Here is a 24,455-nt window from a genome sequence, read left to right on the forward strand (position 1 = left end):
CGTCGTCATCGCCAAAGACCGCGCTCAGCAAGCCAAGCAACAACTGGCGACGATTTGAAACTATAGCGCTCATGCCGCCACCTCATAGCATTGTGGAAGGTCAGGTGATTGCATTCCCGTGATAACACCTAAAGGGCCCTTGATTAACGTGATTGGCTCGTACGTTGCTTTGTTACGGGCATCTGATTGCGCGCCAGAACGCACATCCTCACGGGCTTTAGCTAGGCAGTAAGCATCGCTTAATTCGCTAAGCTTCTGGATCCCAATCCAACCCAATCGGGTACGATTTTCTAAGCTATTCAGCTCAGCAAGAAGGCTGACCGCAGAGCTAACCCGAAGAGCATTGGCAGCTTTGACAGAAACCCATGTGCGGCGCAGGCATTGTGCGAACACTGCCCGTAGTTGGCGCGGCGCATATCCGGGTCAGTTTTGCTGAGACGGTCAAATTCAACGCGTGTGGTCAGTTGGAATTTCAGCACATCTAGAAACTGGGGATAGTGACGTTGCAGGATGCGAAACAGATTGGCGACATCGCGGCCCAGATCGTTGATCACTTCAGCACGAGGCTGGTGTTGACGCTTCAGAAATATCCCACCCATGCCGACAAAGGGTTCTGCATAAGTGATGTGATTATACCAGCTTGCGCTGTTGTTCTTCGATGAAGTGCAGTTCAATCACGCTGTTGTATTGTTCAGGAACTACAATCAGACCGAACATCTCAGCAGAAAACCCTAAGATATCATCTCATTGTTCTGTCTAAACCGGGTAGGTCCCCTATAGAGGCATGTCATCCTTTTCCCTGCGCGTTTGATCAGGCTGCCTGCTGAATGATTTAACCGTGGTGCGCTGAAAGGCACGATCTCACGGTTAGTTCATGCTATGGTACTCGCCAAAACGCGATCTGGAGGATGCGGGTGATCGCATTTTTCTCCGCGCGCTTAAGGCTTGCTGCATTTCATCACGTTCACGTTCACGGATGGGAACAGATTTTTCGGACGTGCGAAAGGGCTGGTTTCCGGTCGAATGACCAAAAACAGGACTGCCTTCAGTAACCTGAATACGATTCATGATATCCACCTGTATGTTTGTCCGAACTTTGCGATCGTGATGATTGGGGTAATAGAATCATGGAATAGCAATCGGTGTCAATATACTTTTGAGTGGATTTGATTTAATTGATTCAATGCCTTGAATGCATATTGGGCCGAGACATGTTTCGGGTGTAAGCTGCCGTGGCAGGGGGCTGCTGCAGTCTTCGGTCTAGTATTTTGGTGACTGCCTAGGCGGATTCAGCATGATCGCGCCCTCGGGGGCGAGGTGTTCAAGGGCAGAACGAGTAAGCCCTTGAACGGTGTTTCGAAATTATAGACCGGCGGCGACGCGTTCCACGTTTTCAATGCGTTTGGCATCTGGTGGGTGGGTCGCGAAGATCTGTTGGCGACTGTTACCACCGCGGGCAAAGAACTGAATGCCTTTGACGGGATCATAACCGGCGCGATGGGCAATGGCTGCGCCTAAACTGTCGGCTTCAAGTTCAAAGCTTTGACTGTAGCCTCGGGATCCAAGGAAACCGCCGATGCGTGCACCATCGTTTACATTTACCCCGATCTGGCTGGCAAGGATCGCGCCAAGCAGTCCCCCAGCTTGGGAGTTGCGTTGCTGGCGAGGCAAGTGGTTTCGGATGTGGTGCGAGGTTTCATGGCTGATGATAAAGGCGATTTGATGCGGATCTTTAACTTGGTTCAGCAGGCTTCGCGTCAGGATCACAACGGGTTGGTTGCCATCGCGTGTTTGAAAGGCGTTCACAGGCGCCTTGGGATTAATGTCCTCAAGGAAGGCGAAGTCACATTCGCGGACGCCACGGGCGCGGCATTCAGCTTCTGCAACGGGCTTCACCCGTGCAAGCGCGGCACGGTAATGTGAGGATCCGCGCGATGCGATGATGAGATTCGGATTCCCGGCCGCGATACGTTGGGCTGCAAGATTTCCCCGATTGGACGGCGCTGCGGGGGCGGACGCAGTGGTCGGCTTTGTCGATGACGGTGCTGTTGTGTTGGTGTCAACACAGCCTGCCAAAAACGGCACAGCGGTAACAATCGCAATGATTAAATGACGCAATTTATTCCTCCGGAATATCTGAATTTTGAAGCGTCCCCAAAAGGGGGGCGGTTTTGTACGGAACGAAGTTTAGGCGTGGATTGGCGAAATGCAAGGCGTTTGGCCTAGCGGACTGCATTTCATCTGTCGCGCAACATATTGGTGGGGTTGGCTACTGCGTTTGAACATCATGACAGCACTGTCCATAGCAGAACAGTGCCACCCAAAGATGCATGAGATTAATCCATTGTGGATGTGTGGCTTAGTTTTCGCAGTCGCGGGCAGAGACTGTGCGGTAGATTTCACGGCGCACCATCTTGCGCATATTGCGGGTGATACGTTCGCCGAGAGGGCCACGTAATTCTTGGCGCACAACATCTGAAATAAGGTCGCGCAATGCGTCCTCATTTGCCAAGAGGTCAGTTGCTGTTGAAACAGTTTCTGTCGGCGCTGAGGCCTCTACAGCTGCTGGCAGCTCTGGGGCAGTGTTTGCTGTGGCCTCAGAGGCGGTCGCAACCGCCGCGTCGCTTGTTTCGATGATGGTTTCTTCGGCTTCCGTATCAACATCAGTGCGTTCGTCAGCCTCAGGGTCTGCCTCTTGGTCCTGAGAGGTGATTGCTTCTGGGTCAGCAACGGCTTCTTGGATATCCTCGACATCGGTAGATGTTTCTTGTGTGTCGTTGGCGTCGGTATCCGTCAGAGCGATCTCTGGGGTTACTTCGTCCACGGTTACAATTTCGGCGATCGTTGACGCATCTGTTTCGACAACAGCATCGTCGACGGCCGCGGCGGCTACGGTCACGATGGTTTCTTCGTCACTTACGGGCAGTTCATCCGCCGATGTTTCGGGGGTGTCGCTGCTGAGCATCTCTGGCTCAGTGAGCTCGCTCGCCATCAGAATCAATGGCCCATCGAGGGAAGCGACGGGGGCAGGGGGCTCTGCGTTCATAGCAGTATCTGCCGGGGGCTCTGGCGGTGTCTGATCCATCGTTAGAGAGCCAGCTTCCAGCATGATATCTTCGATTTCGGGACTGTCGCTTAGATCGTCACCATCCTTAGAAACAAGGGGTTGATCCGCGTTATCTTGCTGTGCGGGGGTGATGGTATCATCGGCTGTCGAGACCTGTTGCATAGCATCTAGCATCTCAGCATCGGCAGCTTCTTCGGTTGTGGTGAGGTCTGCAGCATTGTCATCGGTCGAAGATTGAAACGGGTGATCGCCGTGCAGGGCGTCTGCCAATAGGGGGTCGGTGTGTTCGGTAATGGGGGCGTCAGAACCGAACTCTGTTGCGTGATCCGTGGCCTCGAACACTTGCGGGGCTTCGGGGGTTGCCAAATCCATCGGTGCCACGGCCTCTTCTTGACCGAGAACATAGGGCGCAAGGGGGGGCTGTGTTTCGGTTTTCGTTACCTGAGGGTCTTCGGCGCGTTGGATGTCGCCCAGCACCAAGGGTGCGTCTTGTGCGGTCGGGGAAAGATCCGCTGTCGGCGCCGTTGCGTTAGACAAGGTTTCATCGCTGGTGACGCGATCAAGTAACATTGTTGAATTCTGCGCGTCCTCGTCTGATCCGTCTGGTTCCCATTCATTGTCTTGTTCCGCGATGGCGACTTCCATATGGGCCGCACGTTCTTCCAATCGCTGGAAGCTTGGAACGTCGCTGGGGGACACCGCATCTTGAAATTCGGCGATGGGTTCATGCGCCAATTGATTGAAGTCCAGTTCGGTCGTGTTCTCGTCCGTTTCGTCGTCTTGGACGGGATCTGAAATCTCTTCCTCTGGGGGGGAGATTTCAGCAATATCATTCAAATTCGTTGCTTCGGGCACAAGTTTGAGGATGGAAGCGGTCGAAGTGTCGGTCTCTGGTGCAGGCGATTCTGTCGCCGTTGCAGGGACTTCGAGGGGGCTTTCTGCCTGTTCGGTTGTCTCTTGAATGCGCAGGTCGGGCGAGAGCACAAAACGGGTGTTCCATGTGGTGTCAGCGGGGTCCGAAGGCGCGATTTCTGACGAGACTTCGGACCCAATATTTGGGGTTAAGCCATTTGTTTCATTGGCATTGTCAGCAGTATTGGTCGCAACGCGGATGTTTGATGCAGGCTTAGGGGCTGATGCTGGAACAGTGAGAACTTCGTCGGACACAAGTCTACGAATGGAGGATAACACATCCTCGACTTCAGCTTTAGAGACGGGTTCTGACATGGTCTGATCCTGTGGCAGCTTTGCGCGTTAAATACGCATCCTAAGAGGTCCCAATATAGACGTGGACCGGTTCTCACACAACAGACAGGTAAAATTCTAAATGATGGGGGATATGTCGACTGGTTATGTCACAGGTGTGATGTCCTGGGCGCATAGATTGCCTGACATCGCGGTATTTCTGGTGGGGCCCAAAGGGGCCGCGCACCATGATTTAGGGGGGCTTAGTTGCCGCCGCCCGCAATAGAACGCAGCAGTGCATCAAGGCGTTCACCTTGTTCGCTGGTGGGGCGTGTCGGGGCGTTGGATACCGAATTATAGTAAGCTGCTGGATCGTAGGTTTGGACGCCGAGATTCAGGTGTTTAACGGTCAGCAAGCCCATGGAAGACAGAAGGGAATAAGCGGCAACTTGCGCGTCGCTTTGTGCCGTCACCAGATTGGAACGCGCATCCAAAAGATCTTGTTCGGCGTTCAAAACATCAAGCGTTGTGCGTGCACCAAGGCGGGCTTCTTCCCGAATACCTTCCCAAGCCGCGCGAGAGGCACGGATCGCCTGATTAGAGGCGCGAATCTGAGCACCGGAAATCGCGAGGTTTGACCAAGCAACGCCAACATTTTGTTGAACGGATTGCCCGGCCAGCAAAACCCCGGCGCGGGCTGCGTCACGCTGGGCCATGGAGGCACGTTGCGCAGATTTCAGCTGACCACCTTGATAGATGGGGCCCGTGATGTCCAAGCCAACGGTCGCATTGTCACGAGAGTTTTCAATGACCGACCCGCTGGCGCGCGCGCTGACGGTTGGCAGCATCTGGCGTTCCGTCAGCATGAGGTTCAGCTCAGCCACGGTGACGTCACGTTGGGCGCGCTTCAGGTCTGGGTGGTTGTTTCGTGCAAGCGCCTGTGCGGCATCTATGTCGGATGCGGTGGACGGCGCGCGGGGTGGGGATGCCAAACTGTTGGGGTAATGACCGACGGCGGCGCGGTATTCTTCGCGGGCAACTTGTAGACCACCTTCGCGGGCGGCCAATGTTGCGCGGGCAGATGCCAAGCGGGCTTCGGCCAAGGAAACGTCGGTGCGGGTGATTTCACCAACTTCAAAACGATCACGTGCCGCGCGCAATTCTTGGGTGATCAAACGCACGTTGTTGTGGCTGAGGTTCACGAATTCCGCATCGCGGCGTACGTTCATATAAGCTTGGACCGCGCGCAATAGAACTTGTTGCTCAACGCCGACAAGGGCTTCGCGGGTGGCAAGGACTGTTTCCTTCTGCGCTTCGATGGCCAGGCGGCCTCGGCCAAATTGATAAATTGGCAGAGTGAAGTTCAATGTTGCTGATTCAGTGAAAGGCGCGGTGTGAGACCCTTCCTGATATGTTGCTTGGCTGCGCAGCAGGTAGGTCACAGTTGGGCGCAAAGCCGCAACGGCTTGGGCGACATTTTCATCCGCAGCCCGAAGGACAGCACGGTTCTGTTGCAGCAACCCGGATTCTTCATAGGCTGATACAAGCGCATCTGCCAATGTTTCTGCGTGGGCTGCTGCGCTGGAGAAGAAAAGGGAGGTCACCGTGAATGCGGTAATAGTGAGTTTGCGTAGCGGGAAGGTCAATTCCTGTCTCCTGTACCAATTATGCGGTCTGCATCTGTATGAAACGCAGACCGTGCCAATTTCTGTCGCAGGGGTAAAGGGCACAGAAGTGCACATCCTGATCTGCGTATTTATAGAGCGAAGGCGGCCTCTGTTTCAAAACCAGGCAAAATTGGTGCAGTCGCATTAAATGAATCGCGCCATGTGATTCTACCATCGGCCTTATGGCCCACACGCATGGTTCCAAGGGCACCCTGCATAAAGATCGCCCCGATCCGGCCACCTTCGGCCAATTGATCGGAAATCGCGGCGGGCAATTGTGCAATGCCACCTTCGATTAGGATGACATCGTAAGGGCCGTGCTTGGGCGCACCTTCCGTCAATGCACCGGCAATCACCGCTGCTGTATCGGCACCTGCGGAGCTTAACATCGACTGGGCTTCGTCAGCCATGCCGTCAAGTTCTTCAACCGCAACCACCGCGTCACACAGACGAGATAGAACTGCGGCGGAATAACCCAGGCCGCAGCCCAAGTTTAAGACCAGCTCAGTGGGCTGAATATTGAGGGCGTCCAACATTTTGGCAAATGTGCGTGGCTCGGTCACAACGCGACCAGGGGCCAGAACGACTTCGCGATCGGCATAGGCCGCGTCACGTTGGGCCTCGGGGACATAGTTTTCACGCTCAACCTTCAACATCGCATCGATGATGGGGAATTTGGTGACATCGGATGGACGCACCTGCGTGTCGACCATCATTGTGCGGCGGGTAGAATAATCTGACACAACTAAACTCATTCGTTTGGTTTCGTTGATCTTGTCATGCCACAGATGAGACGCAGGGGCAATACACCGATCGATCAGGGGCGGCATTCCTGCCGAAGGTTTAATCTAGCGTTGATAGAAGAGGGCGAGAACGACAAAACGCGCCCAAAGTCAGGCGCGTTTCGTAAAATTGTGACATTAGGTGGTTAAACCTGTTTATGCAGCTTCCGCTTGTTGGTTGCGGCGTTCGCTTTCTTCACGAGAAAGGGCCACAGATGTGCGAACACCTTTGTCAACGAATTCCATCAACCCACCAACAACGCGTTCGTTGGGATCGATGCCAGCGCAAGATAGAACTTCGCGGCCGTCACGTGAACGCGCCCAACGTGCGATTTGCTCGGGGCCGTTTCCATATTTTTTATCGTCGGCAATCGCATCATCTAATGCGGCCAGGACGACAGCGGCAAAAAGCTTTTTAGCTCGGTTGCCTTGTTCATTGTTAAACGCTGAACCATCAACAAAATCTAGCATCTCGCGTTCTCTTTCTTTTTTGCTCTTGTGCTTTGAAGCGTGACGTTCAATATGCACTACTCTGAACGATTCGGCCTTGCCATATTTGTATACCTGCCATGCGTATGGTGCATAGCTAAACAAAACCCTAACGCTCAGGAACCTCACCTTGTCAGCTTGGCGTGTTGAATATATAGGTTCAAACCAGCTTCGATCAAGATTTATCAAGAAATTACCCAGGAACACACGCATGCCTAAGATCAATGGAAATGAAATTCGCCCCGGCAATGTGCTGGAACATAACGATGGTCTTTGGGCGGCTGTGAAGGTCGACCATGTGAAACCTGGCAAGGGTGGTGCGTTTGCTCAGGTGGAAATGAAGAACCTGCGCAACGGGTCCAAATTGAACGAACGGTTCCGGTCTGCGGATAAAGTAGAACGCGTGCGCCTTGAGCAAAAAGACCAGACGTTCCTTTATGAAAACGATGGAATGTTGGTGTTCATGGACACGGAAACCTATGACCAGATTGAATTGCCGTCTGATATCCTAGGCGATCGCCGCCCATTCCTTCAAGACGGCATGACAGCTGTGATCGAATACCACGAAGATGAGGCCCTATCCGCATCATTGCCGCAGAAAGTGACTTGCAAGGTCGTTGAGACAGAGCCTGTGATCAAAGGCCAAACCGCGGCCAACAGCTTTAAGCCTGCGATCTTGGACAATGGTGTGAAAGTCATGGTGCCACCTTTTGTTGGCCAAGACGAAGACATCGTCGTGAACACGGAAACCATGGAATATTCAGAACGCGCCTAAACCACATCGTGTTCTCGTTTTTGAAAAGCGCCCTTTGGGGCGCTTTTTTTGATGGAAGACCGATTTTCGTGACCACCCTGTTGGTGGATTAGGGAAGTGTTACGCCCTGATAGCTGTTGCCATAGCGCTGCTTTTCCGATGCTTCGGCGACGCCCAGGGCTTCTTCCAAACGTTCGGTCCCAAGTGTCGTAAAGTGTCGCTGCCCGTTGGCATCAGATACCGTAAGCTGGATTTCACCCGCACGCAGGAGATCTTCCCAGTCTGCGCGCTTGAATACGACCCGGGCTGTGCAGCGTTCATCATTGCAGTATTCATAGTCGACATTGAGGTTTACCCCTGATGCGGTGCTGATCGTCACACCGTCAGCAGTGTGATAGCTTTTGCGAAAGCTCATAGCCAAGGCGCGGTGATGGGGTGGGGCATCAAATATTCTTGCGACTTGGGCGCGTAAGAAGTGACCTTTGGATCTTTCGTCTACCCGGGCGGTGGCCCAGCATCCCTTCGTCGCGTCCTTGCAAAGCACGGACCAATATCCGTGCCTGCTGATGTAGCGAAACCCCGGGCCGACGGCGTCTTGCCAGCTTTGCGGGAGGCGTTCACTTTGTGTGCTGGAAAATTCTGGCTCTGTATTGACGTGCTGTACGGGTCGATCTGATGGGGTGGGTTGATTTTGCTGACAGGCCGCAAGAAAAAGTGCCCCTGTCAGTAATGCTGTAATTTTCCACATGGAATGACCCTTTATATGCTAGCCTTAGAACTGTGTGAGCAAAGCAAAAGCGGCTTTCTCATGTGAAGCAGTTTGCTTTTGCCAATGCGCCGCGTCAAGCGTTGGATTGCTTGGATAATGTGACTTTCGCGGCGCCTGCGACCATACCGTCTTTGGCACGGTCAAAACGCAGATAGGCAATCGCCTGATCGCCTGCGCGGCTGTGAAGCGTGCCAACAGCCTTGCCATCCAATGTGATAGCTGTGCCGGGAGGGGCGTCGCCTTCAACCGTGACATGGGCCAATCCTTTGCGCAATTCGGTTTTGTATTTCATGCGGGCAACGATTTCTTGTCCGATAAAGCACCCTTTTTTGAAATCAACGCCGTTCAGACGTTCAAACCCGGCTTCTAAGATATAGGTGTCAGGCGTGAGCTCTTCTCCGGTTTGGGGGATAAGATGTTCCACATATAGGGCGGTGTTGTCCGGGGCGGTTTCAAGATCTGTTGGATCACCATAGGCGCGCCAACCCAATGCTGTGTGGCGCGGGTCAATGTCGGCGGTTTCCGGGGGGGAATCATAGCCAATGATCACCGACAGGGGGCTGGTTGTGAACTGCACATCAGCGCGTAAGCGATACATCGTCAGACGTTGTAGCAGCATATCGGCATGGGTTTCGGCGACATCCAGAAGTAGGGAATCTGGCTGGGGTTTGATGAAGAAATCCGCAAGATACTTGCCTTGAGGTGTCAGCAATGCAGCATAGATCAAACGGGTGTCGCTTGGGCCGTCTGGAATGGTATTGGTGATCAAACCTTGCAGGAAGCCAACCCGTTCAGAACCAGTGATCGTGATGACGCGTCTGCCGGGGAGATGGAATTTGTTCATAACTCTGTCCTATTGTGCGGTCTCTAGGATATAAGACTTTTATATGGAAAGAAAATGATGCGTGCACCTGTTTCTGTTGTAATTCCCACGTTGAATGCCCGTGAAGCCTTGCCCGGTTGCCTTGCCGCCTTGCAAGAGGGGCTGGATGCTGGCCTGATCCGCGAGATTATCGTGTCTGATGGGCGATCTTGTGACGAAACGCTTGATATCGTGGCTGCGGCGGGGATCACTGCGGTGACTGGACCGCCAGGGCGTGGTGGGCAATTGAAACGGGGGGGCAGTCAGGCGCGGGGGTCTTGGTTGTTGTTTTTGCATGCGGACAGCTGGCTTGCCGCTGGATGGACCCAAGAGGTGCTGGATCATATTGGGGCGCACCAGGGCCCCGCAGCATTTTCATTGGCATTTCGACAATCAACCACATGGGGAACCACGGCAGAACCCAGTGGTCTGAGGGCAAAGATTGTTGCGGGGTGGGCGAACCTGAGAAGCCGCAAGTTTGGTTTGCCTTACGGAGATCAAGGGCTATTGGTGCCACACCCGCTGTATCGCGAAGTCGAGGGGTATGACGACATCCCATTGATGGAAGATGTCGCGATTGCACGACGTTTGAAGCCGATACGACTGTTGGACACACGGATTTTCACCAGCGAAGACAAGTACAGCCGCGAAGGCTGGTTTCGGCGTGGGGCCAAAAACCTAACCCTGTTGATGCGATATTTCCTTGGCGCATCGCCGGATATCCTGGCCGAAGCCTATAATCGGAGGCGATAGATCAGGTCGCAGGTGACTTTGATTGCAGCGCCCAAAGCCCGGCGTAAATGCCATCTTTTGCCAGAAGGTCATCGTGGCTGCCTTCTTCCGCGACGCGCCCTTGATCCAGCACGATGATCTTATCCGCATTGCGAATGGTCGACAGGCGGTGGGCGATAACCAAAGTCGTGCGCCCCTCTGATAGGGCTTCGATCGCGGCTTGAACCACCGCTTCTGATTTTGTGTCGAGGGCCGATGTCGCCTCGTCTAGCAATAAGACACGGGCGTCGCGTAGCAAGGCGCGGGCGATTGCGATGCGTTGGCGTTGACCGCCGGACAGATTGGCACCGCGTGGGCCCGCTGGGCTGTCCAACCCGTCGGGCAGGCTGTTGACAAAATCCGCCACATTGGCGGCCTCCAGAGCTTTTTGCAGATGTGTATTGTCCACATTCGCAATGCCGGGCATGACGTTTTCGCGTAGGGTTTCGTCAAACAGCAGCGCGTCTTGCGCCACGGAAGAGAACTGTGCGCGTAGATCATCCAAGGACAATTGCGAAATATCCGTGCCACCCAATGTCACATGGCCAGATGTGGGATCTGTCATACGGGTGAGAACGTTGAAGACCGTGCTTTTACCCGCGCCGGACGTGCCGACGAACGCAGTGGTTTTCCCGGCCTCGGCAACGCAATTCAGACCACGCAGGGCAGGGATGTTTCCATAGTCAAGTTTGACATCGTTGAATTTGACTTCAGTTCCAGCGTCGGCACGCAATGCTGTGGGCGCGCTGGGCGAAGTGATGGTCGGTTTGGTGTCAAACAACCGATAGAGACGCTCAAGGCTGGCGGCGGCGATTTGCCAGGTGCCAGCCGCCGCGCCCAACCGGCGCAAGGGTTGAAACGTCAGCGACATGGCAGTGAAAAAGGTCATAAATTGGCCAACAGATTTCTCGCCGGAAATGATTTCTTGGCCGCCAACGATCAAGACAGCAAAAAAGCCAAGCCCGGTGATGAAGTCAATCATGGTGGGAGTAGTGGCTTGACCCGCAGCGGTTTTCACCTCGGCCTTGACGATGCGGTCAATGATGCTGCGAAACTGCGAAACCTGATAGGTCTCCATCTGGTTCAGCTTGATGGCGTGAATGCCATGGAAGATCTCGTCCAGACGGGTGGATCGCTTGCCTGCTTCTTCGCGCAAATGTTTGGTCTTGCGACGAATGTACCGTTGAAGGGCTGCGGTTGGTAAAATCAGCAAAGGTACAGCGATCACCGCGAAAAATGTCCAAACGGGATCGGTGATGATGGCCACGAAAAACAAGCCAAACAGCGAGAAGAAATCACGACCAATGCCTTGGATGACAACACGCCAAACGCTTTGAACTTGAACCGTATCCCCTTGAATACGTTCCATAAGTGATCCAGGTGGGTTCTTATGAAAGAACTGACTGTCAAGCGATAGGATATGGCGAAGCAGATCAACTTGCATGTCGGTGGATGACCGCATGGAGATTGACGCCAGCATGGTTTTGCTGATCAGTTCTGCGATGCCGCGCACGACAAACAGCCCCAAGATTACGCCGCCAATCCACCAGGTCGCCCCGGCATCACCGCCCACAAATACATTGTCAAACATAGGTTCAAGCATTTTGGCCAAGACCGCCAGAGATCCACCATTGATGATCATCAAAATCGCAACCACGGCCAAGGGAAGTTTGTGATGACGCAGATAATCGGTCCACAGCCGGGCAAATAGGGTGCGCGACGTGTATTCGATTTCGGGGTTTGTTGGGGTCGTTGTATTAGGGGAGGCGGTTTTGGTCACGGTCTATCCTGTCTCGTGCAGTGCTTCAGATGTAACGGCTCTGGCGCAGGGGTGCAAGAACACTGAAATGCATCCGCCTGTTTCGGCAAAGATAGTTTGATTGACGCGATAGCTTTCGCGCCGTAGCTTTTTCCCAACCAGAGATCGTAGGGCTTTTCATGACAGATCAAAACAATTCGCTTTCAGCAAGAAAATCTCATGCTGCCACCTTGGCTTCAGGGCGACATTACCTTGCGATTCCAGGACCTTCCGTTATGCCTGATCGGGTGTTGAACGCGATGCATCAACCTGCGCCCAACATTTACACCGGTGCGTTGTTGGACATGATGGATGGTTTGGTCGCCGATCTTAAGGCCGTCGCACGCACCCGTCACCATGTGGCAATTTATGTGTCGAACGGCCACGGCGGTTGGGAAGCCTCACTTGTGAACACCACGGCGCCTGGTGAAAAGGTTCTGGTGTTGGTGAACGGGATGTTCGGTCAGGGCTGGGCAAATCATGCAGCGGGCCTGGGCCTTGACGTTGAGATCATGGATTTCGGCAAAAACGCCGGATGGGATTTGGCGCGTATTGAGATGCGTTTGCGTGACGATCCGAAAGGCGAAATTCGCAATATTCTATGCGCACATGTCGACACATCGACCTCATATAAAAATGATGTGGTCGGGCTGCGCAAAGCGATTGATGAGGCGGGGCATGACGCCTTGTTGCTATGTGATTGCATTGCGTCCATGGGCTGTGATCGCTTCGAGATGGACGCTTGGGGCGTCGATGTTGCTGTCACGGCTTGTCAAAAAGGCCTGATGGTGCCGCCAGGTGTTGGGCTTGTGTTTTTCAGCGACCGCGCGGCGGAACGTCAGAAGAACTTGAAACAGGTTTCTCCCTATTGGAACTGGGTCCCGCGCGCCAACCCTGAAGGGTTTTATCAGTTCTTTAATGGCACAGCCCCCACCCATCATTTGTTGGGTTTGCGCGAAGCCTTGAATATGATCATTCACGAAGAAGGCATTGAAAATGTTTGGAAACGTCATGAACGTTTGGCCCGTGCGGTTTGGGCGGCTTGTGATGCTTGGGCCACTGGTGGCCCCTTGGAAATGCATGTTCCAAACCCGGATCAGCGCAGTCACGCCGTCACCGGGGTCAGCATTGGTGCCCCAACCGGGACGGCCTTGCGCGATTGGTTGACTGAGAATCTGGGCGTGACGCTGGGCATTGGCTTGGGCATCGTCCCTGCCGGTGATCCAGAATGGCATGGCCATTTCCGCATCGGCCATATGGGGCATGTGAATGCGCATATGGTTCTGGGCACTTTGGGGGCGATTGAAACCGGGATGCAGGCACTGAATATCCCGCATGGTCCCGGTGCATTGGCCGCAGCCAGTAAGGTTTGCGCTGGGAGATTATAGGCTTTGAAATTGACTTGCTGGGCCTTGATGTATACCTGACTAATCAAGTCAGACACTGGGGCGTGCAATGAAGCTTAATCACATATCAGGTCTAATCTGTGGCCTTTGCATCGGGCTTTGCGCACCAAACGGGCGCGCCGAGACACTAAAGCTTATGGGTGACGCTGACGTTGTTTTCTTGGGCGAGGTCCATGACAATCCGGCGCATCACCTGCGTCAGGCCGAGCTGCTTGAGATCTTGGCACCGACAGCACTTGTGTTTGAAATGCTGACGGCAGATCAAGCGCAGGCCGCAACGGATGAAGCACGAAAGGATCTTGTTGAGCTGAGAACGGCCCTGGATTGGGATGCAACGGGTTGGCCTGACTTTGCGATGTACGGCCCGCTTTTTCAGGTTGTGCCTGAGGCAAAGATCTATGGGGCGGCTGTGTTGCGTGAGCAGGCGCAACAGGTGATGCGGTCAGGCGCCGCGCAGGTTTTTGGCACAGATGCGGCGCAGTTTGGTTTGGATCAGCCGCTGCCGCAGGAGGAACAGACCTCTCGTGAACAGGCGCAATTTGCGGCTCATTGTGATGCGATGCCAATGGAAATGATGGCCATGATGGTCGATTTTCAACGCCTCCGGGATGCCAACCTTGCCCGCACAGCTTTGAAGGCGCTGCATGAAACCGGCGGCCCCGTGGTGGTGATCACAGGCAACGGCCACGCGCGTATGGATCATGGGGCGCCCTATGTGCTGGCGTTGGCGGATGGCCGGCTGAAACTTCACAGTTTTGGACAATTTGAAACCCATGCCGCCCCGGATGCCAATGTGAAATTTGACAGCTGGGAGGTCACCGACGCAGTCAACCGCCCCAATCCCTGCGATGCTTTTATACGCGATTGAGATTGCGAATCTGGTGCCCCTGTCTATCCTGACAATATAAGCGAGGGAGCAAGACAATGCGCGCAATCACCTATGATCGGTTCGGCACGGCCAATGATGTTCTGAGATTGAAGGAATACGACAAACCGTCGCCTGCTGCGGGTGAGGTCCTGGTGCGCGTGAAAACATCCGGCGTGAACCCATCCGATATTCGCGCACGTGCGGGTGGTCGCCCCGGCGTGACAAAACCTGCCTTCCCGGAAATCAGCCCACACAGCGATGGCGCGGGTGTGATTGAAGCGGTCGGACCCGGGGGTGATGCCGCGCGCATAGGCGAACGGGTGTGGATCTGGAACGCGCAATGGCAACGTGCGTTTGGCACGGCGGCGGATTACATCGCAGTGCCGTCAGAACAGGCTGTGTTGCTTCCCGATCACGTCACATTTGAAACCGGGGCCACCCTTGGCATTCCTGCCCTGACGGCGGTGCATGCAGTGTTGGCTGGGGGGGCTGTCGCGGGGAAGACCGTATTGATCAGCGGCGGAAATGGAACCGTTGGTCATCTTGCCGTGCAGGTCGCGGCCGCTTCTGGTGCGCGGGTTTTGGCCACGGCACGCGGTGATGCGATGGCGGATGTGAAAACCGCGGGCGCTGCGCATGTGTTTGAATACGATGCACCCGATCTGGCTGATCAAATCCTTCAGGCCACCGGTGGTGAACTGGTTGACCGTATCGTTGAGGTAGAGTTCGGTAAAAACGCTGACACCAACGCCAAAATCATAGCGGAACGCGGTACCATCGCGGCCTTCGGATCTGCTTTGGATATGGCCCCAGTGATGCCGTTTTACCCGCTGATGTTCAAAGCTGTGACGATTGATTTGGTCTTGGTGTATCTGCTGTCCAAGGCTGAACGGGCCGCCGCAGTTGAAACATTGACCGAGCTACTGATGCGGAATGCACTGAACATCCGCATCTCTGACGTGTTTGCGTTGGAAGACACGGCAAAAGCCCATGACGTGGTGGCATCAGGCCAACGGTCTGGGTCGGTGATCCTTACGATCTGATCAGCTTTTGGCGGCTTTGAGGGCTTCCGGTAACATTTCTGCAAACAGGTCCATCTCGGCTTTTGGGCCGGTGGATACCCGGATGCAGCGGTTCTGTGGGGTTGCGAAAGGCATGCGGATAAACACGCCGCGTTTGCCCAACTCAGTCACGATACGGGCCGCAAAGGCGCCGTCTTGGCCGCAATCGATCGCTACGAAATTTGTCGCAGACGCAAGGGCCGTCAGCCCGTTTTTCTGGGCGATCTCAGTGATCCGGATGCGGGCCCGTTCGATGTTTTGCAAGGTTTCGTTCAAGTAAGCTTGGTCCTGCAATGCGGCCAATGCGCCAGCTTGGGCTGCACGGTTCATGCCAAAATGGTTGCGGATTTTGTTGAAAGCCATGATGATGTCTGACGTGGAAATCCCATATCCAACACGCGCGCCCGCCATGCCGTAAGCTTTTGAAAACGTACGGAAACGAATGATACGTGGATCATTGACGTCAATCGCGGGGGCGGTGCCTTTCGGGGCAAATTCAATGTAGGCTTCGTCCAGCACCAACAACGCGCCCTCAGGCACGGCGTCGATCATATTCTGGATCGTTTCAGCCGAATGCCAAGTGCCCATCGGGTTGTCGGGATTGGCGATATAGATCAGCTTTGCACCCACCTCACGCGCCTTTTCGATCAAGGCGATAGGGTCCTCAAAATCGCCGGAATAGGGCAGTTTGTGTAGTACGCCACCAAATCCCGCGACGTGATAATTAAACGTCGGATAGGCCCCGTCAGAGGTAACGACGGCATCGCCCTCGCGGATAAATAGACGCACGAGATAACACAATAATCCATCAATGCCTTCGCCGATCATGATGTTCTCGGAGAGGATATTGTGATGCGCGGCAAGGGCTTGGCGCAGATCGTGGCTTTCGGGGTCGGCGTATTTCCAGATCTCAGAGGCCTCGGCTTGCATGGCCTTGATCGCACGCGGGGATGGGCCCAATCCCAACTCATTCGCGCCAAGGCGCGCATCAAATGCGCGGCCGTTTGCACGTTCTTGGGCTTCGGGGCCAATGAAGGGCACAGAAGCGGGCAGGGTGGCGGCGAGTGGGGTGAGGCGGGGATCGGTTTTCATGGTCATGTGCAATTGATAACCGTTTGAGATAGCGGGGGCCAGCCCCCGCACCCCCGGAGTATTTTGGGCAAGATGAAATGAAAAACGCCTGACATCAGCCAGGCGTTTTTTTTGATGTTAACCGATTTCTTTGAGGCGGTTGAGAGCGGTGGTGATGGTTGCTTCTTCTTCCTCACGCAGGGCGAGGTTTTCGCGGGTTTCTGCGACGACCTCAGGGGGGGCGCTGTCGGCGAACTTTGGATTTTTCAGGCGACCGCGCAGACCGCCGAGTTCCTTGGCAAGCTTTTGCAGGCCCTTTTCAAGACGCTCAATTTCCGCATCAATGTCGATGATATCGGCCAAAGGCAGCGCGAATGCTCCACCATCTACAGGGACGGGGCTTGCGCCTTTTGGCAGATCGGCCATTTCGGTGATGCTGTCGATACGGGCGAGCTTTTTGATCATCACCTCGTTGTTGGCAAGTGCCGTGCGGCCTTTGTCATCAAGGTGTTGCAAGATCACAGGGATCTTGAGGCCCGCATTTACACGCATTTGCGCGCGTGCGGAACGGATGCCGTCAATCAGCGCAATCACCCAGTTCATTTCACGATCCGCATCCGCGTCCACAAGATCAGCAGAGAGTTCCGGCCAATCCGCATGGATCACAGGTTTTGTGCGATCCGCCGTAAGACCCCAAAGTTCTTCCGTGATAAACGGCATGATCGGGTGCAGCATGATCAGCGCTTGGTCAATCGTCCAGGCCAGTGTCGCTTTGGTTTCTGCAATCAGGGCTGCGTCATCGCCGCCCAACAGGGGTTTTGAGAACTCGATATACCAGTCACATAGCTTGCCGCGTGTGAAGGCGTATAGGGCTTGGGCCGCGTCATTGAAGCGGAAGCTGTCAAAGGCTTCATTCACCTCGGCCTGGACCTTCGCGACTTCACCGATGATCCATTTGTTCAGGGCAGCGGTGGCTTTTGGCGGCGTCGCGGACGGGGTGTAATCGGCGTAGGCTTCGACGTGGGTCAGCGCGAAAGAAACGGAGTTCCACAGTTTTGTGCCGAAGTTGCGGTAGCCCTGGATGCGGGCTGTGTCCATTTTTAACGTGCCACCAAGGCTGGCCATCGCGGCGGAGGCGAAGCGCAACGCATCAGCGCCAAATTCGTCAATCAGGTCCAGCGGATCAATGACGTTGCCGACGGATTTCGACATTTTCTTGCCCTTGGCGTCGCGGACAAGGCCGTGCAGATAGACAGTGTCGAATGGGTTTTTGCCGACAACGGCTTGCTGCATCATCATCATGCGGGCCACCCAGAAGAACAGGATGTCCTGGCCGGTGATCAGCGTGGAAGTCGGGAAATAGGTGTTATATTCTGGCGTGTCTTCCGGCCAGCCCAGGGTGCCAATGGGCCAGAGACCAGATGAGAACCAGGTGTCCAGCACGTCGGGGTCGCGGGTGAGGTCATTACGAAAGTCACCTTTGATAATGCCAACGGACACAGCAGACGCAACGTTGACTGCTGCCTCCGCCTTTAAAAACTCATAATACTGTTCGTATGCTTCCTTCTCATTGGGCGCACAAAACATATTCCCGTTTGTATCAAACCAAACAGGGATTTGGTGGCCCCACCAGAGTTGGCGAGAGATGCACCAGGGCTCGATATTGTCCAGCCAGTGGTAGAAGACTTTCTCACCGCTTTCGGGGATGATTTTAACTTCGCCATTACGCACGGAATCCAGCGCCGGGCCGACGATTTCTTTGGCGTCCACAAACCACTGATCGGTGAACATCGGTTCAATCACCACTTTGGAACGATCGCCAAAGGGCTGCATGATGGGTTTGTTTTCAACATAGGCAACGGTTTCGGTCACTTGTACCTTATTGCCGTCCTCATCCTTTTCTTCGCGGGTGACCTCATGCATGACTGCAAGGCCCTCACGCGTGATCTGATCGACCACGGCTGTACGTGCTTCAAACCGATCCATGCCGCGCAGTTCTTCCGGCACAAGGTTGATCGCGTCGACTTCATTTTCGTTGAAAGCGGCGCCACCCGCAAAGCTTTGTGCCTTTGCGCTTTCCTCACCATAAGGCGCACCGTCAGCGCGCATCGCGCCTTTGGTGTCCATCAGGCGATACATTGGAATGCCGCCGCGTTTGGCAACCTGGAAATCGTTGAAGTCATGCGCGCCGGTGATCTTCACGGCACCTGAGCCGAAATCCTTATCGGGGTATTCATCGGTGATGATCGGGATCAGGCGGCGATGTTCCTTTGGACCAACCGGAATTTCGCAAAGTTTGCCAACGATGGAGGCGTAGCGTTCATCCGATGGATGCACCGCAACCGCACCGTCGCCCAGCATGGTTTCAGGGCGGGTGGTGGCGATGGAGATGTAATTGCGGGTCTCTCGCAGGGTGACATTGCCGTCTTCGTCTTTCTCGACGTATTCATAGGTGACACCATCGGCCAGCGGGTACTTAAAGTGCCACATATGACCGGGGGTCTCGATGTTTTCGACCTCAAGATCAGAAATCGCGGTTTCAAAATGCGGGTCCCAGTTGACCAGACGTTTGCCGCGATAGATCAGACCTTTGTTGTACATTTCAACAAAGACTTTGATCACAGCATCGTGGAAGTTCGGCGCACCTTTGCCAAGGTCGGGATCACCCTTAGCGCCGCCCATGGTGAAGGCTTCGCGCGACCAATCGGCGGATGCGCCAAGGCGTTTCAACTGACCGATGATGTTGCCACGGGATTTGACTTTTTGCTGCCAGACGCGATCAAGGAATTTCTCACGGCCCATTTCACGGCGGGTTTCTTCACCGTTGGCGGTCATCTCGCGTTCCGTCACCATTTGGGTCGCGATGCCCGCGTGGTCGGTGCCGGGTTGCCACAGAACATCAAAACCCTGCATACGTTTCCAGCGGATCAGGATGTCTTGCAAAGTGTTGTTGAACGCGTGCCCCATGTGCAGCGCACCGGTCACATTGGGCGGGGGGATCATGATGGTGTAAGGGTCAGCGCCTGGGCGTTTGTTTGCACCCGCTTTGAAGGCGCCGTCAGCTTCCCATTTTGCATAGATTGCCGCTTCGCGTTTGCCCGCGTCAAAGTTCTTTTCCATCGCCATGTTGGCCGTCCCATCGTCACTAAATTCTGTTGAACTTGGTCTAACGAAACGGGCAACAAAGGGCAATGGGGCGGTGATGTGCTTAGGCGTCGTAAACGGCGGACCAGCGTTCAATCAGTTTGAGTTGCATGGCGCGAGACCTGCGTGACCAGCCGCGCGCACCCGAGGGGGCTTCGCGATCATTGCGGGCGATGGCGGCGCGGCGGGGCAGATCTGCGGTGAATGTGGCAAAGGCAAGGTCACGTCCATTTGGCGTGCGAATATAACCCGCAAGCGATGAGACAAAGTTCAACGTGCCGGTTTTCGCCCGGATATCAATGCGATGACTGCCCGCGCCGCCGCCGTTCGCTTCTTTTAGGTTGATCTCTTTCATCAGGGGGCGCAGGGGGCCGTTGGGGCCAATTTCCGTCAAGGCACGGACCATATCGGATGCGGACAATCGCGAGGCTTCGCTTAGACCTGAGTGGTCCGCCAAACGCGCGCGTCGGGTGTTCAGGCTGCGGTCGGACCAGGCGTTCATTTGCTGTGCTGAGGCGCGCAGCGTGTTGGGGCGGTTGCCACTCGCGACGGTTGCCGTAAGTCCCGCAACCTCGGCGATCAAGTTGTTGGAATATTTTAACATATCGCGCAGAATGACGGGCAAAGCTTCGCTTGTGTGCTCCGTAATGACCTGGCCTTGGGCGGGGGTGGTTGTGATGTCGGGCGCCGATATTGTCACGCCTTGGGCGCGCAAAAGGGATCGAAAAACCTCGGCGGTATAGGCGTCTGGGTGGCGCACAGGCAACCAGCGACTGCCTGCATTTCCAAGGGCTTGGCGTGACACTGTCCAGCGATCTTGGTTCTGATGTTCGCGATAGGTGTAAATCGGCAGGTCGCGATTGACGATTTCCATCCGGGCGTTGCGCACACTGGGGCGGTGGTGATCTGTGCGGGCCTCCATGGTGGTGGTGTAGCCCGCGCCCGCGCGCTTCCATTCGAAATGCACCCGGTTAAAGTTCAGATTTAGGCCAGAAATTGCCGGGTTATATCCGACATGTTCAGGTTGGCTGGGGTCAATGTATTGGATGTATGGCAGGGCTTGGGCTTGCACATAAAACTGACCCGCCACCTCACGAATGCCTGCGTTGCGAAGCGTGCGGGCCAGGGTGGCCAAGTGGTCGGTGTCAAGCGTTGGATCCCCCCCCCCGACCAGCCATAGATTGCCGTTCAACCTGCCGTTTGACACAGGGCCGTCCGCCAGAATTTTCGTGCGAAAACGATAGTTTACCCCAAGGTTTGATAGGGCGTAAATCGCGGTTAAGGATTTGGTGACCGAGGCCGGGGGCAGGGCCAATACAGGGTTGTGGGCTTCCAATATTTCGCCGCTGCGCGCGTCAGCGAGAACAAAACCAACCTTGGCTGATGCGCCCAATTCTGCTTCGTTGATCAAACGTGCAGAGGCCGGGGCGGCGAGGGCTTGGGCATTTGCGGGGCGTGGGTTTGGATAGGGGCTGGTTTCTGGGGCATTGGCGCAGGCTGCACTTGCGGATGTGGCCAAAAGGGACGCCAAAATATCGCGACGGGTGAAAGCAGAGGTCATGGTTGGGCCCTATGAAAACAAAATAAGATATTGCGAATTTGTGCCAGAGGTGGCCTTGAATCTCAACCGCTTTGCGGATCTTTAGCTGGCCCAGTTACCCCTGTTGCGGATTTGGGTCGATGAGGTTTTGTTCATCGGGGCGTTGATAAAGCACCATGCGGGCGTTGTTGCATGCGCTAGGCGATGGCTTTGTTTTCCGGAAATGCGTGCGAAATCAAAACGCTTTGCGGCAAAGCTTGTGCGTGCTGCGGTGCGCTGACCGGGCCGTGCGATGACGCCGATGGGCACGTTTTCCATGATCCATTGCCAATTGTCCCAGTGGTGGAAACTGGCAAGATTGTCGGCACCCATCAGCCAGACGAAATTGGCGCGGGGGTAGGTTTGGAACAGGGCTTGCAAGGTTTGCGCTGTGTAACGTGTGTTCGTGTGACGTTCAAAATCCGTGGCCTGAATGCGCGGGTGATGAAGCATGGTCTTGCAGGCTTCCATTCGCTTGGGCAGCGGGGCGGGGCCGCGTGATTTCAGGGGGTTACCGGGAGTGACCAGCCACCAAACTTGATCCAACCCGAACCGTTTCAACGCTTCCTCTGAGATATGCAAATGCCCTTCATGGGGCGGATCAAACGACCCCCCCAGCAATCCGATCGTGGCACCGTCCGGCGCATGTGGCAGATGAAAACGCATATGTGCTTTTCAGCGGAAATGTACATTCTGTAAACCCTTAAACGGGGCGAGTGTTCGATCTGTAGTGCACCCGCCACAGGGGTTCCCTGACTTGACCGAGGTGCATAGGTATCGCATCTAGAATAGAAATGAATGCGATAAGAAAGTTGACGCTGTGGTCACGATTGCCAGCAATCCGTTCGCTGTCCCCAGTGACAGTCCGCTCGTTCTCGCGTTACGCGCGACAATTAATTACGTCGAAACCCATAATTCGATCAGTCTAAGCGACGCGGGCACGCCCTCGCGATTTCAGGATTGGGCAAAGATGCATTTTACCTGGCCTGCGGGTGCGAGGGTGGATGAGATTGAGCATTGGTTCTGGTTGCATATGTCGTTTCTTACGAAGTCAGGGGTATTTGAAAAGAAACGTAACCGTTTGTTCTTACAGCGTGGTTTTGACGTGGCAGAGCGACAAGCTGAGCTTGTTGATTGCTGGTTAAATCACGTGCCACATCTTCACATGTCGGCTTTTGTAAAAGGTGGTGCTGACAATCCAATGAACTGGCACGACATATATCAGACTTTGCGATTGATCCCCGACGGAGGAATGCTGTGCAGTGATCTGGAGGCATTAATCGAAAGAAAACACCCTGAGGTGATTTTCCCATGGTGCGAAGTTTTTCACCCGCTGCGTTGGTTGGGCGTGCTGACTGTGGATTGCGTCGACGATGACATGGGCAACGACATTTACATGCATGGCAACCTATAGGCCGGATTTATCGTGTCTCCCATTGCCCCCGCACAGCCCCCAGGCTATCAACGCCTTCAAATCTCATTCAGCCGGAGCATCCCCATGGCCGCTTATCAATATGTCTATCACATGGACGGTGTGTCCAAAACCTACCCTGGTGGGAAGAAATGCTTTGAGAACGTCAAGCTTTCGTTCTTGCCTGGCGTGAAAATCGGTGTTGTTGGTGTCAACGGCGCGGGTAAATCGACCCTGATGAAAATCATGGCCGGTATGGATAAGGATTTCACCGGTGAAGCCTGGGCCGCTGAGGGCGCGCGCGTTGGTTATCTGCCGCAGGAACCAAAGCTTGATGAAACCCTGACCGTGCGTGAAAACGTTATGAAGGGTGTGCAGGCGAAGAAGGATATTCTGGACCGCTACAATGAATTGGCGATGAATTATTCGGATGAAACCGCCGAGGAAATGGGCCGTCTTCAGGATGAAATTGACGCGCAGAACCTTTGGGATCTGGACGCCCAAGTTGACGTGTCTATGGAAGCGCTGCGTTGCCCGGCCGATGATGCGGATGTTGCGTCGCTGTCCGGTGGTGAAAAGCGTCGCGTGGCCCTGTGTCAGCTGTTGCTTGATGCGCCAGATATGCTGCTGCTTGACGAACCAACCAACCACTTGGACGCGGAAACGATTGCTTGGCTGCAACAGCACCTTGTTGATTATAAAGGCACAATCTTGATCGTAACCCACGACCGTTACTTCTTGGATGCGATTACGGGTTGGATTTTGGAATTGGATCGTGGCCAGGGGATCCCACATGAGGGCAATTATTCCTCATGGTTGGAAGCCAAAGCGAAACGCCTAGAGCGCGAAGCGAAGATGATAAATCCAAGCAGAAAACGCTTGAGCGCGAATTGGACTGGATGCGTCAAGGTGCGAAGGCCCGTCAGGCGAAGTCGAAGGCCCGGATCAGCGCGTATAACGACCTTGCCAACCAGTCTGAGCGCGAGAAACTGATGAACGCCCAGATCGTTATTCCAAACGGCCCACGCCTTGGCAATAAGGTGATTGAGGTTGAAGGTCTGAAGAAGGCCATGGGTGATAAGTTGTTGGTCGAGGACCTGACGTTCGCGCTGCCACCCGGTGGTATTGTCGGTGTGATCGGGGCCAATGGCGCGGGTAAAACCACGCTGTTTCGGATGCTGACGGGGCAGGAACAGCCTGATGAGGGCACTGTTGAATATGGCGACACGGTTGAGCTGTCTTACGTGGATCAGTCGCGTGACGATTTGAACCCGGATGAGAACGTTTGGGAGGCAATTGCCGACGGCCAAGATGTGATCCAGTTGGGGGATGCGGAAGTGAATGCGCGGGCTTATTGTTCGGCGTTTAACTTTAAGGGCGGCTCCCAGCAGAAGAAGGTGTCCTTGCTGTCTGGTGGTGAACGCAATCGTGTGCATATGGCGCGTTTGTTGCGCACGGGCGGTAACGTTTTGCTGCTCGATGAGCCGACCAATGATTTGGACGTTGAGACACTGCGCGCGCTTGAAGATGCGCTGGTGGATTTCGCGGGTTGTGCTGTTGTGATTTCCCACGACCGTTTCTTCTTGGATCGGATTTGTACGCATATGCTGGCCTTTGAGGGCGACGCGCATGTGGAATGGTTCGAGGGCAACTTCGCGGATTACGAGGAAGACAAGAAACGTCGTCTTGGTCCCGACGCGCTGGAGCCAAAGCGGATCAAACATAAGAAGTTTGTGCGGTAGACGAATACAATCAAAGCTGACATCCTCTT

19 protein-coding genes and 2 pseudogenes are annotated in these 24,455 nt (G+C 54.7%); 7 read left to right on the top strand and 14 right to left on the bottom strand.

Annotation, left to right across the window (positions count from 1 at the left end; genetic code table 11):
- Positions 1-404: 404 nt before the first annotated feature.
- From RJ38_RS17315 to RJ38_RS17345, 7 genes and pseudogenes are all read right to left on the bottom strand, one after another.
- A pseudogene (locus RJ38_RS17315) lies at positions 405-629 on the bottom strand (DNA adenine methylase); the annotation flags it as partial.
- 238 nt (positions 630-867) lie between these two features.
- On the bottom strand, positions 868-1,068 hold the full coding sequence (locus RJ38_RS17320) for a hypothetical protein (protein WP_156121924.1): 201 nt from the start codon (positions 1,066-1,068) through the stop codon (positions 868-870).
- Positions 1,069-1,362: 294 nt separating this feature from the next.
- Entirely contained in the window at positions 1,363-2,118 is a 756-nt protein-coding gene (locus tag RJ38_RS17325; RefSeq protein WP_039020102.1) for a M48 family metalloprotease, read from the bottom strand.
- A gap of 241 nt (positions 2,119-2,359) precedes the next feature.
- The gene (locus RJ38_RS18340) at positions 2,360-4,294 is read right to left on the bottom strand and encodes a midas domain-containing protein (RefSeq protein WP_052245522.1); all 1,935 of its coding nucleotides are present in this window, start codon (positions 4,292-4,294) and stop codon (positions 2,360-2,362) included.
- A gap of 221 nt (positions 4,295-4,515) precedes the next feature.
- Entirely contained in the window at positions 4,516-5,898 is a 1,383-nt protein-coding gene (locus tag RJ38_RS17335; RefSeq protein ID WP_238321750.1) for a TolC family outer membrane protein, read from the bottom strand.
- 110 nt (positions 5,899-6,008) lie between these two features.
- Positions 6,009-6,662: a protein-L-isoaspartate O-methyltransferase family protein gene (locus RJ38_RS17340; RefSeq protein ID WP_039020223.1), complete on the bottom strand. Its 654-nt coding sequence runs from the start codon at positions 6,660-6,662 to the stop codon at positions 6,009-6,011.
- 195 nt (positions 6,663-6,857) lie between these two features.
- Positions 6,858-7,172 (bottom strand): DUF6280 family protein, encoded by a 315-nt coding sequence (locus RJ38_RS17345; RefSeq protein WP_039020103.1) that lies wholly within the window; start codon positions 7,170-7,172, stop codon positions 6,858-6,860.
- Between the two features lie 229 nt (positions 7,173-7,401).
- On the opposite strand from RJ38_RS17345, the gene efp reads away from it, so the two are divergent.
- On the top strand, positions 7,402-7,965 hold the full coding sequence (gene efp, locus RJ38_RS17350) for an elongation factor P (protein WP_039020104.1): 564 nt from the start codon (positions 7,402-7,404) through the stop codon (positions 7,963-7,965).
- Positions 7,966-8,053: 88 nt separating this feature from the next.
- On the opposite strand, the gene RJ38_RS17355 is transcribed toward efp, so the two are convergent.
- The gene (locus tag RJ38_RS17355; RefSeq protein ID WP_039020105.1) at positions 8,054-8,692 is read right to left on the bottom strand and encodes an invasion associated locus B family protein; all 639 of its coding nucleotides are present in this window, start codon (positions 8,690-8,692) and stop codon (positions 8,054-8,056) included.
- A 94-nt stretch (positions 8,693-8,786) separates the two neighbouring features.
- Positions 8,787-9,557, bottom strand: coding sequence for a CAF17-like 4Fe-4S cluster assembly/insertion protein YgfZ (gene ygfZ / locus RJ38_RS17360; protein WP_039020106.1), 771 nt, complete (start codon positions 9,555-9,557; stop codon positions 8,787-8,789).
- Between the two features lie 57 nt (positions 9,558-9,614).
- Between ygfZ and RJ38_RS17365 the strand changes: the two genes are divergently transcribed.
- A complete protein-coding gene (locus RJ38_RS17365; protein WP_039020224.1) occupies positions 9,615-10,328 on the top strand; it encodes a glycosyltransferase in 714 nt (237 codons plus the stop codon).
- 1 nt (position 10,329) lies between these two features.
- Here RJ38_RS17365 and RJ38_RS17370 read toward each other — a convergent pair whose 3' ends face one another.
- Entirely contained in the window at positions 10,330-12,126 is a 1,797-nt protein-coding gene (locus RJ38_RS17370) for an ABC transporter ATP-binding protein (RefSeq protein ID WP_039020107.1), read from the bottom strand.
- A 158-nt stretch (positions 12,127-12,284) separates the two neighbouring features.
- On the opposite strand from RJ38_RS17370, the gene RJ38_RS17375 reads away from it, so the two are divergent.
- From RJ38_RS17375 to RJ38_RS17385, 3 genes are all read left to right on the top strand, one after another.
- Positions 12,285-13,532 carry a pyridoxal-phosphate-dependent aminotransferase family protein gene (locus tag RJ38_RS17375; RefSeq protein ID WP_052245523.1) on the top strand — a complete coding sequence of 416 codons (1,248 nt, stop codon included), beginning with the start codon at positions 12,285-12,287 and terminating at the stop codon, positions 13,530-13,532.
- A 67-nt stretch (positions 13,533-13,599) separates the two neighbouring features.
- On the top strand, positions 13,600-14,418 hold the full coding sequence (locus RJ38_RS17380; protein WP_039020108.1) for a ChaN family lipoprotein: 819 nt from the start codon (positions 13,600-13,602) through the stop codon (positions 14,416-14,418).
- 56 nt (positions 14,419-14,474) lie between these two features.
- Positions 14,475-15,461, top strand: coding sequence for an NADPH:quinone reductase (locus RJ38_RS17385; protein WP_039020109.1), 987 nt, complete (start codon positions 14,475-14,477; stop codon positions 15,459-15,461).
- Here RJ38_RS17385 and RJ38_RS17390 read toward each other — a convergent pair whose 3' ends face one another.
- The 4 genes from RJ38_RS17390 to RJ38_RS17405 form a co-directional block, all read right to left on the bottom strand.
- Positions 15,462-16,571 (bottom strand): pyridoxal phosphate-dependent aminotransferase, encoded by a 1,110-nt coding sequence (locus RJ38_RS17390; RefSeq protein WP_039020110.1) that lies wholly within the window; start codon positions 16,569-16,571, stop codon positions 15,462-15,464.
- A 117-nt stretch (positions 16,572-16,688) separates the two neighbouring features.
- Positions 16,689-19,676, bottom strand: coding sequence for a valine--tRNA ligase (locus RJ38_RS17395; RefSeq protein ID WP_039020111.1), 2,988 nt, complete (start codon positions 19,674-19,676; stop codon positions 16,689-16,691).
- Positions 19,677-19,758: 82 nt separating this feature from the next.
- Positions 19,759-21,255 carry a D-alanyl-D-alanine carboxypeptidase/D-alanyl-D-alanine endopeptidase gene (gene dacB, locus RJ38_RS17400; RefSeq protein WP_039020112.1) on the bottom strand — a complete coding sequence of 499 codons (1,497 nt, stop codon included), beginning with the start codon at positions 21,253-21,255 and terminating at the stop codon, positions 19,759-19,761.
- Between the two features lie 81 nt (positions 21,256-21,336).
- On the bottom strand, positions 21,337-21,939 hold the full coding sequence (locus tag RJ38_RS17405) for a nicotinate-nucleotide adenylyltransferase (RefSeq protein WP_039020113.1): 603 nt from the start codon (positions 21,937-21,939) through the stop codon (positions 21,337-21,339).
- A 304-nt stretch (positions 21,940-22,243) separates the two neighbouring features.
- On the opposite strand from RJ38_RS17405, the gene RJ38_RS17410 reads away from it, so the two are divergent.
- On the top strand, positions 22,244-22,687 hold the full coding sequence (locus RJ38_RS17410) for a hypothetical protein (protein ID WP_156121925.1): 444 nt from the start codon (positions 22,244-22,246) through the stop codon (positions 22,685-22,687).
- A gap of 84 nt (positions 22,688-22,771) precedes the next feature.
- A pseudogene (ettA, locus tag RJ38_RS17415) lies at positions 22,772-24,426 on the top strand (energy-dependent translational throttle protein EttA).
- The last annotated feature ends 29 nt before the right edge of the window (positions 24,427-24,455 follow it).

It is taken from the genome of Halocynthiibacter namhaensis, assembly GCF_000812685.1.
In the GTDB taxonomy this organism is placed as follows: Bacteria; Pseudomonadota; Alphaproteobacteria; order Rhodobacterales; family Rhodobacteraceae; genus Halocynthiibacter; species Halocynthiibacter namhaensis.